This window comes from Proteus hauseri ATCC 700826, from assembly GCF_001654965.1.
Lineage (GTDB): Bacteria > Pseudomonadota > Gammaproteobacteria > Enterobacterales > Enterobacteriaceae > Proteus > Proteus hauseri.
In genome coordinates, this window is the sequence record NZ_LXEV01000027.1 from 24821 (window position 1) to 38285 (window position 13465).

Consider the following 13465-nt stretch of genomic DNA (forward strand, 5'->3'; position numbering starts at 1 on the left):
TTTACTCGTGACCGTACATCACGTTATTAAATGAGCGGATAGTGATTTCTAACTTTCCACCCTTTACGACTTCCATTAACATCACATCCATGTGTTTCACTTGCTGATCATCTTCCCAAACCCCTGCATGTGTTAATGCATCAAATGGGGCTTTTAAAAAATTATCAATATCTCTGCGCTGTTTTGTTGGTGGATATAAGCGAACCAGGACGGAGACATTTTCTTTAATTGCTTTAGGTTTTCGTTTTAGCTGCTCATATACAGAAGCGATGGTATTAGTTCGAAACTTACGCCCTTTTTCACTGATCAGCGTTCTACCCTTAATATTTCGCCAATATGAGTTAACACTTGGTGGAAATGGGAGTGTGAGTATTAATTCAGACATAAGTCCCCCATAGACCAATCAGTAATGTCACTACAAACCAAAACGCCACAAACAACATATATTTAGTTATCATTATCAGCTCCTATTATTACGTGCTGCTCTAACTAACGAATCGTAGGGCTCAGTTGGTAATTTCCCCATTAATGAAAAATTAGATGTCGCGTGTTTTACCCATTTAATAGTTGGCAAAGCACATTTTTTAGTTTTCTGAATATTCAGTTTTTCAATGTAGACTGACTCACCTGATTTTCGTGATTCTGTTATTGCTGAATGAACTCTTTCTGCCTCTTTAGTTACTCTGTAACGTAATGGGCGCACTTCGCTGATCCTGATTAATGCACCCAAACTCCAAAGGTGAGCTAATGCCCTTGATGCGCCAGCTAAATTAATGTCTAAATCACGAGTAACAATGTCGCGATCCACTACTTCACCAACTTTGTATAACGCTAAAATTTGCTCTGTGATTTTCATGCAACACCTCTCGATACAAGCCACTTTGCCTGTTCAATAAATGTTTTGCCGATTTGCTCTAGCTCACTACGCTGAATGTAATCAATGGCGTTACCATTCCACGTTTTATCAAACACCACGATAGCACCAGCAAAAAATGCCCCTGTTGGCACTTGAGTTTCATCCGCAGGAACAAACCATTGAGGAACGTCAAAACCAACACGACCGCGAATAAAACAAATATGATCGGCCTCTTCACACCACCATGTTTCGCTTGTGGCCACTTTCAACAAGAAAACATAGCGCCCGCCTTTTTCACGCATGGCTAACGCATGATTCATGATATGTCTAACACCAGTAACAGCTTGTTTTTCATGATATGAACTACGTGAATATGGTGGATTAGCAAAAGCTGAACCGCCGATTTCTTTGAGTTTTTCCGACCAATCTTGAGTGAGCGCATTATCCTCAACGGTGTAAAAATGAGGGCATTTGCTGTTTTGTGCATCGGTAAAGAGATCTAGCGTAAAAGGCCCATAGAGCGAATTGATACCCCAGTACAGATTTTCAGGGGTGCGCCACTGATCGCCAACTTCCTTTAATTTATGAGAAGATTGGCTTTTCAAGTCGTGTAATTTCAGTGCGTAATCAATCATTGCTGGCCTCCTGTGCAACTTGCTCTGCAACTTGTTTCCAGATACCACGCCATGCAGATAACCCAGCAACCTCACTCATTCTACCTAGTCCGTTCTTGCGGGCTTGAACCGCTGACAACTCTTGAATTCTGTTTTTTGGTTTCCATCCAGTTCGAAAAATTAATAGAAATGTTTCATCGCGCTCGACAGTATCAATAGCAACTTTTTCATCACCAGCTAGGCGCAGCGTTACGCTATCCCATTGCTCCCTCAGTTTTTGGGGGCATTGAATATTCTTTTTCCAGAACTCGTCTTGAGTAATGCGTTTGTAGAGTTGGCAAATTTCTTTGTGAGAACGCCCGTCAATTGTGCTCATCAGGCGAATGTCGTTAGCCCATTCCGTGAAATTAGGCTCTTTAGGTGCTTGAAGTCCCATATCTACGAACACCTCGCATTTTCGAGCAAACAACCATTCTGCACATTTTAAATCGTCTGCAGTTCCCCATTTCTGGAAGTTAGCGCTGTAAATCACTGCTTCGGGATAACGAGTTAAAAAATCATTTTTCGGCTGGTCGCTGGATTCGTTAGAATTCTGCGACGAAGGGTTTTTAGTGATCTGTAAGTTTTTATCTGAGTTAAGATCTGTATAAAGATAGGATTCCGCATTTTCGACGTTTCCATGATTCTGCATTTCTGCGGTTTCCATTCCGCATTTTCGACGTTCCGATTCCTCACTTTCGACGTTTCCATTCCTCACTTTCGACGTTTCAGAAATAGACGGAAAAATCATAGAGATAAGTTTATTGCCATCTATCTTGTAGTGAGTAACGGGTGTTCCATTGACCTTTTTTGTCTTAGTTTCAATCACACCAGGGAAATACTTCTTACGTAATTTATCAACGAGGCGTCGAGCTTGCTCTTCACCAGAAAGCCCGTGAATTTCTTCTGCCAGTTCTTCGTGGCTTTTATAGAACCAGCCATCGTCAGCACTTGAGGAAACACCAGACCAAAAGACAAGTTGGTTTAAAATTGCAGACAAAGCATGAGCTTGCTGATCACCCTTGAAAAAGTCTAAATAGGGAACAGGAATAACAATGACGTTTTTCTGTCCCGACATGGCCTGTACAACATCAAAAATAGTCGTCATAGCGCCGCCTTATTTAACTCTGGTGTATTTCTCTTTGAATCGTTGCAAAGGCTCACATTGCGGATCATCACAACCATCCAGCATAAAAATGACACGCTGTTTTTCTCTGTCATAACGAACAACATGAACAACGATACCCCTGTGATTTTTGTAGTAGCGATCAAGTTGGTTTGGATTTTCATTGCTCATTGCCCGTTCTTACACCATGATTTGAATTGAAATCATCTACCAACCAACGCATAAACGGGTAGTTGGTTTCTTCATAGCCTTCTGGTACTTTAATTTCATAGACAAAACGACCACCCCGTATCGAAACTCGTACTTGCGTACGGTGTGTCAAGTTTGTTAATCTACTCATGCTAATTTCTCTTCACACAATTGAAATTTGCAAACCGAAGCCAGCGACCGTACATCGTTGGCTTCACCCTTTCTGGATATAGCCATCTTTAATTTCTCTTTTGATGTAACGAAACAAACGCATTCATAAATGTGCGGATCTGCGAAATTAATCCATCCAACATCATTTTTATTTTTTGCTCTTCATCATCGTCAATAACGCCATCAGCCAAACTGTCTTTCATGATTAACGCTAAACGCCCCTGCATTTCGTCAACATTGCTACGCAGTACAAACAATTCAGTTTCGTCCAACTCTGCAGGACTAATTTTGTCAATGAGTAGACGGTTCGATTCATGAGCGACAAATTCAGCAAATAAAACGGTCTTAGAGATATCCTGCATCGCTAATAATTCGTTCAGATCAAAAGAACGACACCCGTTTTTTTCGTAAAGTTTGTTATTGAATGAAGTTAAAGACAGACCAAGTGCTCCAGCCATTGCCTCGCGTCCACCAGCTATCGCCTCACACATTTCTTTCACTACTTGTTTTATTGATTGGTTACTCATTTCCTACCACCATTGATAAATTCTTGTAGTTAACTGCTTTAAACGGTTTTGTTATTGTTTGAATAAAGTTCGGGGTTGTATTTAAGGAATCCCTTAGTTAACCGTTCTATTTTTAAAGCTTGTTTTTCAGGAACAATAATCGACCACTGGCAAACAGCACTATGAGATACACCAAGCGCAATAGCCGTTTTTACTGTTCCCCCAAAATGTTCTAAAACTAAATTTTTAAGCATTACACTCCCCATAAAGTAAGCATGCTTACAATTTAATGTAGCAGGATACTAATGTCAATAAAATGTAAGATTACTTACGTGTTATACGTGAATTTGAGGCTATTTATGGAAACAGTAGGAGAGAGAATAAAGCAACGTAGACGACAGTTGAAAATGACCCAAAAAGATATAGCTGAACGAGTTGGAATCTCAGCATCAGCGGTTACTCAATGGGAAAGTGACAACACAGGTTTATCTGCAGAAAGCTTATTAAAGCTATCATCTGTTTTGAGCTGCAATCCAAAATGGTTAATGTTTGGAGTAGGGCTTCCTGAGGATGATATTGAAATAAAAACGTCTATTTATAAACCCATACCAATCATTAGTTGGGTGCAGGCTGGAGAATGGACTGAGACGTATTGCGAGTCAGATCCTGGTAATTACAAATACATTGATACTAATTTAAAACTGTCAGATAAAGCATTTGCTTTAATAGTTAAGGGGCAGTCTATGACTACCTACAATGGAGAGTTAAGCATCCCTGAGGGTGCTGTGGTTATAGTTGAGCCTGATTATGGATATCTCGATGATATAAATGGAAAAATAGTCATAGCACAGCAAAAAGGTAGCGATGAAGCCACTATCAAAAAACTTATTATTGATGGGCCAAACAAATACTTAGCCCCTTTAAACCCTCAATTTAACCCTATTCAGATAAATGGTGACTGCGTTATAGCAGGTAAAGTTAAGCAAGTTATTATAAATCTAGACTAATCCCCCCCTTCACAAAAAAAGAAAGAAATGTAAGGTAACTTATATTTTTTTCTTGACTTAAAATGTAAGTTTACTAATATCTATACTAAATAGTTATTGAGAATACTTATGACAACCGAACCAATAATCTTACTTCCAAATAATTTAACGAGTACCGATGCTGTTAAATGGATGAGAGAAAAATTGCAGGATATTGACCACTTATCTGAATTGTATGTAAGACGTGATGTGCTGGTGGCTCAATTAGAAAATATTAAAGCTGAAATAACTGAGTACACAAATAAAAGTGCTATTCAGATACAAAGTAAATGATTTTTACGTGTGAAGAGAAACAATGGCTGGCTGAGTCTTAAACCAACACTAGGGGAGTGGTGATAATGTTCTGCTCAGTCAGCCATTTTTATCAAATCTAACAATAAGTAAGGGTACTGGCATTCATCCATGACAGTCCATATCAGGTATCCACTGTAGCTAGTGCCCTTTCTTATTGTGTGAAGTGATAAAGTGAGGTTATAGAAATGAGCCAAGAAGATCGTAAGACAAATGTCCCCGACTTTCTTTCAGAATTAGACGCTGGCGTTTTTGAAAATAAAGTCTCTGCTGTTTTAAATGATGTGGCTTTAGGCGTTTTGAATAATGGTGGAAAAGGCAAGGTCACTATTGAATTAGATATTGCTCGTCTTAGTAATTCAATGGAAGAAAAACGAGTTGAAATAACTCATAAACTTAAATTCTCTGCACCAACACCTAGAGGGAAACGGGCTGAGGAGGACACCACCAAAACGCCAATGTATGTAGGCAAAGGCGGCAAGTTGACCATTATGCAAGAGGACCAAGGTCAATTGTTTTCTTTACAAGGTCAGCCCGACGGAAAATTAAAATCCGTTAATTAGTTTCCTAATTTTTAATTAAACCTATCCATTTAATTTAATACTTTTAAATAAGTAGGAGTTTATTCATGTCTCAATTAGACGGTAACGCTATTTCGCAAATTCAAGATATGACGGTGGCTTCATTAAGTCTCGATGCAATAGAAAGGTCTCTTTGCCCAGCTATTGTTCTTCCAAATGAATTTAAAGTGAGTAGTTTGGAAAATTTACAGGAAGGTCGCTTCCGTTTCCGTGGTGAAATGAAAACAACCAGTATCAGTGACTATGTTAAATACTCAATCAAAAATGCAATTGAAGAAGGTGTTAGCTGCTTTATTGATGCCGATGAAATGAGTGCCAAAACGATTTTTAATATCGGCACAATTGGTGAACCAGGTCATGCTGATAACACGGCTGTTATTAAATTAAAACAAACAGCTCCATTCGCTGCACTATTAAAAATTGATGGTGTTAAACATCGTCAAAAAGAATTAGCTGAGTGGTTAGAAGATTGGCGCGATTATTTAATGGCGTTCGATGCTGACGGTAATGTTCTAGATATCAAACAAGCTATTTCTGCTGTTCGCCGTATTACGATTGAATCAACACGCTCTGCTGAACATGAAGATAACGATTTTAGTGCTAAGCGTTCAGTATTAGAAAATGTTGAGGCGAGAAGTAAGGATGTCATGCCTACTGCATTTCAGTTTACCTGCACTCCGTATGATGAATTAAAAGAGCGTAGCATTAAATTGCGTTACAGCATACTCACTGGTGGTGATACTCCTATTTTAGTGCTCCGCATTGTTCAACTTGAAAACCTTGAAGAGCAGATTGCTCAAGAGTTTAGAAATCTGCTTTGTGATGAATTTGATGAAAGCGATATCGAAACATTCATTGGCAAATTTTTAGCGTAATTAATAGTACAAATGCCACTGCTCTGGTGGCATTTATAGAATTGTGTGGAGAGAATAATGACTTATATTGCAACAGCAACAAATAAGCACTTCAATTACCTCGATGTACGGATCGAGGATATTGATATTCAAGATATTGCAAGTGGATTAGCTAATGAATGTCGTTTTAATGGGCAGCTTGATAATTTTTATTCTGTTGCTCAGCACTCTGTATATGCGAGTTATTTAGTTGCACCTGAATTCGCACTAGAAGCCCTGCTTCACGATGCAAGCGAGGCTTATATAAAAGACCTGCCGTCGCCGCTTAAAAAACTATTACCTGAATATAAATTAATTGAATTACGTGTAGAAAAGATGATCCGCAAAAAATATAGCTTGCCAGAAACTATGTCTAATGAAGTTCATTTTGCAGATCTAATGATGCTAGCAACTGAAAAACGTGATTTAGAAATCGATGTTGGTGGTAATTGGTTAATGCTTGAAGGTATTCCAGCAAGTGATTTTGTTGTTAATCCATTAACGCCACCACAAGCAAAGTCAACGTTCCTACAGCGTTTTTATGAGTTATGTAAGGGAGAGATCAATGGATGATGACAGCTATTTCACACTGAAAGAATACGCAAGGAAATTAAAGCTTTCTCGTCACACTATATATCGAAATCCTACTAATTTTTTTATGTTTCGAGTAGGTGGATCATGGAGAGCAAACCGCGGAAGTCTGAAAAAATTTGAGCTAGCACAGTTTAATGACAATAATATTTACCGGCTAAGTGTAGTCGGTGGTAGGAGAATTTCAAAATGCCGATCTACAAAAGAGGTAAAAAATACTGGATTGATATCACATCTCCAAATGGAGGAAGAATTAGACAATCTGCTGACACCTCGGACAAAATAAAAGCACAAGAATATCATGACAAGTTGAAATATGACTTATGGCAATTAGATAAATTGGATAAGCATCCAGATAAGATCTTTGATGAAATTATTATTCTTGCTTTAAAAGATGCCGAAGGGCAGAGAAGTTTTTCAAATAAACAGACCCAAGCTAAATATTTCTTAGGTATTTTTAAAGGAAGAAAAATATCAACAATCACAAGGGAAGAAATAGCTAACTCTTTACCTATTTATAGTACAGCGAGAAAGAGAAAGCTATCTAATGCATCTAAAAATAGATATAGAGCTTTCATTATGCGAGCTTTTTCACTTGCTCATAAAATGGGGTGGGTTAAAGAACAATTATATATTCCAAGAATGAGGGAACCTACGGTTAGAGTTAGGTGGCTTGAAAAAGAGCAAGCTATTGAGTTAATTAATAACCTGAAGCTTAAGTGGATGAAAGACCTTGTTAGCTTAGCCTTACTGACTGGAGCCAGACAAGGAGAATTGCTTTCATTAACGTGGCGCAATGTAGACTTAGACAAAGGTGTAGCTATTATTACTGCTGAAAATGCTAAGTCGAAACGTGGTCGACCTCTCCCGCTTAATGAAGAGGCAGTAAATATTCTAAAAAATATGCCACGGAAATTCGATTACATATTTACTAGAACAGGAAAGAAAAAAATTCAATTGGCTTAGAGGATTTTGCTCGAGCAATAAAGTTAACTAGATTAGTTGATTTTAGGTTTCATGATCTGAGGCATACATGGGCAAGTTGGCATGTGCAAAATGGAACCCCATTAATGATACTTAAAGAAATGGGTGGATGGGAGACATTAGAAATGGTTAAAAGGTACGCCCATTTAAGTGGAGAGCATTTAAGTAAATATAGTGAGTTCGTCACAATCTCGTCACACTCGATAGATAGGACCAAAAAATGAAGCAACTAATCTCTTAATTAATTGATATTTAATAATAGTCATAATTTACTATTATACTCAATTCAATAAAATTTAATGCTTGAGGCATCATAAAATAAATAATCAATCTCAATCTATTAATATTTAATGAAATTAAAAAGTTTAAAAGGTAAGAAAAGATAGTTTAATGATACTTAATATAAAAAGGTCCTCTTACGAGGACCTTTTGCATATAGAAAGGTATCTTTTGTGTCAGAGTACGAATTAACGTAACAGAGACAGAACTGTTTGTGGTACTTGGTTTGCTTGAGCAAGTACTGAAGTACCTGCTTGTTGCAAGATTTGACCACGGCTCATGTTAGAAACTTCTGTTGCATAGTCAGCATCTAAGATACGACTACGTGCAGCAGATAAGTTGTTAACAGTGTTGTTCAGGTTGTTGATAGTTGATTCAAAACGGTTTTGAATCGCACCTAAAGAAGAACGCATACCGTCAACAGTGTTGATTGCATCATCTAAAGTTTTCAGTTGAGCTTCAGCTTTAGCTTCTGCTTTAGTTACGTCATCAGCAGTTGCAACTTTAACATCACTACCCGCGGTGAATTTGATTGTTTTATCACCAGTAGCTAATGCAGGATTAGTAACCTTCATATCCGCTTTAAACGTTACATCTTTCTTAGAACCATCAGCTTCTTCAACTTCAGCAGTGATATAATGTTGGCCATTTTTATCAACACTTGCAGTTTTAACATCAACGTTTTGAGCTTTACCGCCGTAGTTTACGTCAACTTTACCTAAAGTTGTAGCAACTTTACCGTCAGCATCAGCAGGAGCTAATTTATCAACTGTTTTACCAGTTAAATCAGCAGCTTTAACACCACCGAATGCTTCTGCGCCAACTTCTAATTCGTCAACTTTCAGTGTTTTGCTGTCAACTTTTTTCAGGTCAAATTCAATTTTTTCTTTGTCGTTAGTACCAACGTGAACGGTCATTTTTTCTTTTTCGCCGCTCAGTACTTTAACGCCGTTGAATTGAGTTTGTTCAGAAATACGGTCGATTTCTTTTAAACGCTCACCAACTTCTTCTTGAATTGATTTGATATCTGATTCTGAGTTAGAACCGTTTTTAGCTTGAACTGTTAACTCACGGATACGTTGTAAGTTGTTGTTGATTTCGTTCAGTGCACCTTCAGTAGTTTGAGCGATAGAGATACCATCGTTCGCATTACGTGCTGCTTGAGTTAAACCATTTACGTTTGAAGTGAAACGGTTAGCAATCGCTTGACCTGCTGCATCGTCTTTAGCGCTGTTGATACGTAGACCAGAAGACAGACGCTCGATTGCACTTCCTAAAGCTCCCTGAGATTTATTCAGGTTGTTTTGAGTTACCAGAGATAGATAGTTGGTATTAATGACTTGTGCCATAGCTAGATTCCTTTAAAATCAAGTCGATAAAATAAAAGTTTGCCTATTCATTTTCGGTGTCAATCACCGGCAACAAGTTTATCGGCACCCTAAATATAACCTTTAACTTTTCCTACAAAAATTTCTGCGATTTTTTATAGAATTGATATCAAGCCAATGATAAATAACGAAATTAATTTATTATTTTTTTATTAAATTTTTATCACTTTTCACCTAATGTGGTTTTACTTCTCCCCAAATTGCGCTTTGGTTACCAATAGCAATAAATGGCTTCTATATGGCAGCCTGTTTAACTCATCAAAAAAACCAAATAGACGTAAACTTTTCGCCGATTCTACCGATAACGTTTTTTGAGGATTATTTTACGAACACAGAAAGGAGACCAGTATGGCTGGTATTGCTTCACTAGGCGTGGGCTCAGGGATGCCTCTAAGCCAAACATTGGCACAATTAGAGGCGGCGGAAAATAAACGTCTCGAACCCCTTGATAAACAGATGAAAAGCTACGAAGCGCAAATTACTGCTTACGGTAAAATTCGCGGACAACTTGATAAATTACAAAAAGCTTCAGAAGATTTAAAAAAATTCGACAAAATTACGGCAACGAAAGTTGAAGATGAGTTTGACGCATTTAAAGTAACAACAGACGGTAAAGCCAGTATTGGTAACTACACTGTATCTGTGAAAGAACTTGCTCATGCGCAAACATTAAAATCGATTCCAGTCAATAATGTTAAAAGTCCTATAGGCAAAACATTAGGTGAAGGTAATACCCGTACTGTAGTTATTACTCAACCTGGTGAAAAAGAACCATTACGTATTGAATTAACAGATAAACAAACTTCAATGATTGAATTGCGTGATGCAATCAATAAAAAAGAAGGGAATGTTTCTGCCTCTATTGTTAAAGCTGAAGATGGTGTTAACCACTTGATTTTGACCTCTCGTAAAGAGGGAACAGACTCAATGATGACCATTAAAGTTGAAGGTGATGATGAATTAAATAGATTTTTATCTAATTCACCCGATCCTGACGGCGCTAAACATACACAAGGTATGAAACAAATCGTTGCTGCAAATAATGCAAAGCTAACGATTAATGGTATCGATATTGAACGTCAGACCAATGAGATTAAAGATGCCCCTGAAGGTATCGTCTTAAATCTGAAAAAAACCACTGACAACAATAAAGACAACGTAGATAAGCCTGAAATTGTCAGCGTCGCTCGTGATATTGAGCCGATGAAAAAGGCAATAAAAGCCTGGACTGAAGCTTATAACGAGCTAAGCAAAACTTATAAAGATCTCACCAAATATACCCAAGTTGAAAAAGGTGAAGATTCAGCTAAAGATAACGGTGTTTTATTAGGTGATAGCACCAGCCGTATGATTATGTCTGAGCTAAAAAGCTTTATTACTCGCTCTCAATCAACATCAGATATGGATACCCTGAATAAAATGGGTATTAAATTCAAAGTTGATGGCACTTTAGAGATTGATAATAAAAAACTCGATGATGCGTTAAAAGAGAAACCGGCTAACGTAAAAGAGTTTTTTATGGGTGATGGTAAAGAGACCGGCTTTGGTACTCAAACTTATAATTTCCTGAAGAAAACACTGCAATCTACAGATGGCACCCTAGATATTGCCACTGATGGTGTAAAAAAACGGAAAAAAACGTTAGATAAACAAATTAAAAATACTGAGCGCAATATCGCGGCCACCATGGAACGTTATAAAAACCAATTCCAGCAACTTGATAAAATGGTTAACTCCATGACTAACTCAAGTGCTTCTATTGGTCGTTTATTAGGTTAATTTTTTTAAAGTAGGACATTATGTATCAACAATCAGCCAGTAAAATGTATGCTCAAATCGACGTTGAAAGCGAGATTTTAAACGCTTCTCCTTACCAGCTGATCCAGATCCTATTTAATGGGGCGCTTAGCGCCCTTCGCCGTGCTTTAATATTAATGGAACAAGGAAATATTGCCGCTAAAGGCGAAAATATTTCTAAAGCCATTAATATTATTGGCAACGGATTAAAACAAGGCCTGGATAAGGAAAAAGGCGGTGAGCTTGCAGAAAATCTGGAGCTTCTTTATGACTATATGGTTAGTCAGTTGCTAGATGCTAACTTAAAAAATAATCCCGAAAAAATTCATGAAGTCATCAAGCTCTTAACAGAACTCTCTGATGCTTGGCAACAAATCGGCACGCAGATTAATTCTTATTAAATTAGAGTGGACAAGAATATGGATATTATGGCGGCTTACGAGCATGTCCTGAAATTAAGTGAGCAGATGTTATCGCTTGCGAAGGATCATCAGTGGGATAAGCTGATTGAAATGGAAATGGACTACCTAAAAAATGTGGAAGCTATCACTAAGATGATAAAACCCGCAGATGGTGAACTACGTTTACAACAACGACTCACTGATATATTAAAGAAAATCTTAGAAAACGAAAATGAGACGCGAAATTTATTACGGGCAAGGTTAGATGAGCTCGGTGTGTTAATTAGACAGACTGAACAAGAGCAGAGGGTACAAAATAGCTATGGTCAGTTTACAGAGCATAGTTATTATCCTGACCTTAATCTCAAATAACGTTCCTCTGCGCCAAAAGCCGGTTTACTAGCTAATGGCGTCTTTTTATCTAAGCAATTAGAGGCTTTTATTCAGCTAAATTTGTTATCGGTAACGTACTCTTTTCTGGTTTATCTGTAAGTTATTTTATTTATTAGACTGCATGAATACCATATCGATATGAGGAATATTATCTTCAAGATAACTTTCTGAGTCGATAACAAAACCATGAGATTGATAAAAATCGACTAAATAAGTTTGAGCCATTATTTTTACACTATTGGTTTTAAACTGTTTAAAAGATGCTGAAATGGCTTCTTTTAATAATAGATGAGCAACGCCACCACCACGATACTCTTTAGCAACAATCACCCGCCCTATTGATGCCTGTGGAAATACCATACCTTGAGGCAATAAACGCGCATAAGCGATTAACTGTGAAGTTATTTTATCATTAGCAAATAGATGTAATGATTGTTGATCAATACCATCCAAATCTTGATAAGCACATTGCTGTTCACAAATAAAAACCTGATTTCTTAAGGCTAAAATAGCATACAGTTCATCTGAAGTTAGCTGTGAAAATGTTTTTAAAACCCAATTCATAAGTTCTTTATTCCCTGCTTGGTATAATAAAAAAAGTAAAACAGCATAGTAATGCCAGCATTTATTAGCTGTTTATAACAGATTTAAACGCATTGCATTAACATTTATTGGATTAGCTATTGGTTTAACCATTTGAAGTGATACAGCAACGTAATAACAGACTCCCCACGAGCCTTTTTATATCAAGATTATCTCAGTTTCTAGTAACTTATCACAAATATAACACCTAATTATTTTTAAATCCGCTCAAGTCCTTTCCAGGCTCTATTTTTTACTTCAGTCACTAAAATTGCTGGATTTAATGCAATTTTTTCAGCAATAGAAAAAGCAAGCTCTATCACTTCTCTATGATTTTGCGTTTCAGTTTGATAATTAAATTCAGCCAGTGGCAGAATATATTTACCTTTCAGTCCATAAATCTCTTTTTTAAACCCTTCTTTAAGCATTCTTTGAGTTAACAATGCATAATCTGCATTTTCAGTATCAGAAAGCTCAACTCTAACAGTAAATTCAGGCATAGTATTCTCCTACAATAAGCCTATGTCCAATAAGATCCTGTTAGCTCTCGTTACTCAATATAGTAAATTGATAACCATTTTCATAGTCTAATAATGTGATAAATAGTGTGATTTTCAATTTATCATTAAATTTATCACTTATTTTTATACTGAATTCCCTTATACAAAATCGCCTACTAAATAAAATAGCAGGCGATGGTTTTAATTAAGTTTATTTACACATAATTAAAAATATTTT

At 37.1% G+C, this 13465-nt stretch carries 21 protein-coding genes; 10 read left to right on the top strand and 11 right to left on the bottom strand.

Translation table 11 applies throughout. The annotated features are described in order from the left end of the window. Position 1: 1 nt before the first annotated feature. The 8 genes from M997_RS11810 to M997_RS11845 all read right to left on the bottom strand — a co-directional run bounded on the left by M997_RS11810 (position 2) and on the right by M997_RS11845 (position 3755). Positions 2 to 385 carry a RusA family crossover junction endodeoxyribonuclease gene (locus tag M997_RS11810; RefSeq protein ID WP_064720322.1) on the bottom strand — a complete coding sequence of 128 codons (384 nt, stop codon included), beginning with the start codon at positions 383 to 385 and terminating at the stop codon, positions 2 to 4. A gap of 75 nt (positions 386 to 460) precedes the next feature. Next, on the bottom strand, positions 461 to 856 hold the full coding sequence (locus M997_RS11815) for a hypothetical protein (protein ID WP_064720323.1): 396 nt from the start codon (positions 854 to 856) through the stop codon (positions 461 to 463). Next, positions 853 to 1491: a phage N-6-adenine-methyltransferase gene (locus tag M997_RS11820; RefSeq protein WP_064720324.1), complete on the bottom strand. Its 639-nt coding sequence runs from the start codon at positions 1489 to 1491 to the stop codon at positions 853 to 855. Before M997_RS11820 ends, M997_RS11815 begins: the two co-directional genes overlap by 4 nt. Further along, positions 1484 to 2617 carry a hypothetical protein gene (locus tag M997_RS17790; protein WP_064720325.1) on the bottom strand — a complete coding sequence of 378 codons (1134 nt, stop codon included), beginning with the start codon at positions 2615 to 2617 and terminating at the stop codon, positions 1484 to 1486. The genes M997_RS11820 and M997_RS17790 overlap by 8 nt, the downstream gene beginning before the upstream one ends. 9 nt (positions 2618 to 2626) lie before the next feature. Next, positions 2627 to 2806 carry a DUF4222 domain-containing protein gene (locus M997_RS11830; RefSeq protein ID WP_064720326.1) on the bottom strand — a complete coding sequence of 60 codons (180 nt, stop codon included), beginning with the start codon at positions 2804 to 2806 and terminating at the stop codon, positions 2627 to 2629. Next, positions 2796 to 2975, bottom strand: coding sequence for a hypothetical protein (locus tag M997_RS11835; RefSeq protein WP_064720327.1), 180 nt, complete (start codon positions 2973 to 2975; stop codon positions 2796 to 2798). Before M997_RS11835 ends, M997_RS11830 begins: the two co-directional genes overlap by 11 nt. A gap of 88 nt (positions 2976 to 3063) precedes the next feature. After that, complete coding sequence (locus tag M997_RS11840) at positions 3064 to 3522, bottom strand: YmfL family putative regulatory protein (RefSeq protein ID WP_064720328.1); 459 nt, start codon at positions 3520 to 3522, stop codon at positions 3064 to 3066. A 38-nt stretch (positions 3523 to 3560) separates the two neighbouring features. Next, a complete protein-coding gene (locus tag M997_RS11845) occupies positions 3561 to 3755 on the bottom strand; it encodes a Cro/CI family transcriptional regulator (protein WP_064720329.1) in 195 nt (64 codons plus the stop codon). Positions 3756 to 3860: 105 nt separating this feature from the next. Here M997_RS11845 and M997_RS11850 point away from each other — a divergent pair, with 105 nt between their 5' ends. From M997_RS11850 to M997_RS17875, 7 genes are all read left to right on the top strand, one after another. Further along, on the top strand, positions 3861 to 4508 hold the full coding sequence (locus M997_RS11850) for a LexA family protein (protein WP_064720330.1): 648 nt from the start codon (positions 3861 to 3863) through the stop codon (positions 4506 to 4508). Between the two features lie 108 nt (positions 4509 to 4616). Beyond that, the gene (locus tag M997_RS11855) at positions 4617 to 4820 is read left to right on the top strand and encodes a hypothetical protein (RefSeq protein ID WP_064720331.1); all 204 of its coding nucleotides are present in this window, start codon (positions 4617 to 4619) and stop codon (positions 4818 to 4820) included. Between the two features lie 206 nt (positions 4821 to 5026). After that, positions 5027 to 5401 (top strand): hypothetical protein, encoded by a 375-nt coding sequence (locus M997_RS11860; protein ID WP_006533955.1) that lies wholly within the window; start codon positions 5027 to 5029, stop codon positions 5399 to 5401. 65 nt (positions 5402 to 5466) lie between these two features. Further along, entirely contained in the window at positions 5467 to 6294 is an 828-nt protein-coding gene (locus M997_RS11865) for a YfdQ family protein (protein WP_064720332.1), read from the top strand. A gap of 57 nt (positions 6295 to 6351) precedes the next feature. Next, positions 6352 to 6885 carry a hypothetical protein gene (locus M997_RS11870; protein ID WP_064720333.1) on the top strand — a complete coding sequence of 178 codons (534 nt, stop codon included), beginning with the start codon at positions 6352 to 6354 and terminating at the stop codon, positions 6883 to 6885. A 207-nt stretch (positions 6886 to 7092) separates the two neighbouring features. Further along, entirely contained in the window at positions 7093 to 7869 is a 777-nt protein-coding gene (locus M997_RS17870) for a tyrosine-type recombinase/integrase (RefSeq protein ID WP_275658114.1), read from the top strand. A 56-nt stretch (positions 7870 to 7925) separates the two neighbouring features. Continuing rightward, positions 7926 to 8111: a tyrosine-type recombinase/integrase gene (locus tag M997_RS17875; protein ID WP_275658115.1), complete on the top strand. Its 186-nt coding sequence runs from the start codon at positions 7926 to 7928 to the stop codon at positions 8109 to 8111. 243 nt (positions 8112 to 8354) lie between these two features. On the opposite strand, the gene M997_RS11880 is transcribed toward M997_RS17875, so the two are convergent. After that, positions 8355 to 9515, bottom strand: coding sequence for a FliC/FljB family flagellin (locus M997_RS11880; RefSeq protein WP_064720334.1), 1161 nt, complete (start codon positions 9513 to 9515; stop codon positions 8355 to 8357). A gap of 387 nt (positions 9516 to 9902) precedes the next feature. Between M997_RS11880 and fliD the strand changes: the two genes are divergently transcribed. Genes fliD through fliT form a run of 3 tightly spaced genes read left to right on the top strand, consistent with a single transcriptional unit; the run spans position 9903 to position 12124 of the window. Then, positions 9903 to 11333, top strand: a complete 1431-nt coding sequence (fliD, locus tag M997_RS11885) for a flagellar filament capping protein FliD (protein ID WP_064720335.1) — start codon at positions 9903 to 9905, stop codon at positions 11331 to 11333. Between the two features lie 20 nt (positions 11334 to 11353). Further along, a complete protein-coding gene (gene fliS / locus M997_RS11890; protein WP_064720336.1) occupies positions 11354 to 11752 on the top strand; it encodes a flagellar export chaperone FliS in 399 nt (132 codons plus the stop codon). Positions 11753 to 11758: 6 nt separating this feature from the next. Continuing rightward, positions 11759 to 12124 (top strand): flagellar protein FliT, encoded by a 366-nt coding sequence (fliT, locus tag M997_RS11895; protein ID WP_248846339.1) that lies wholly within the window; start codon positions 11759 to 11761, stop codon positions 12122 to 12124. 126 nt (positions 12125 to 12250) lie between these two features. On the opposite strand, the gene M997_RS11900 is transcribed toward fliT, so the two are convergent. Next, positions 12251 to 12709 (bottom strand): GNAT family N-acetyltransferase, encoded by a 459-nt coding sequence (locus tag M997_RS11900; RefSeq protein ID WP_064720338.1) that lies wholly within the window; start codon positions 12707 to 12709, stop codon positions 12251 to 12253. Between the two features lie 236 nt (positions 12710 to 12945). Continuing rightward, the gene (locus M997_RS11905) at positions 12946 to 13227 is read right to left on the bottom strand and encodes a hypothetical protein (protein ID WP_064720339.1); all 282 of its coding nucleotides are present in this window, start codon (positions 13225 to 13227) and stop codon (positions 12946 to 12948) included. Positions 13228 to 13465 lie beyond the last annotated feature (238 nt).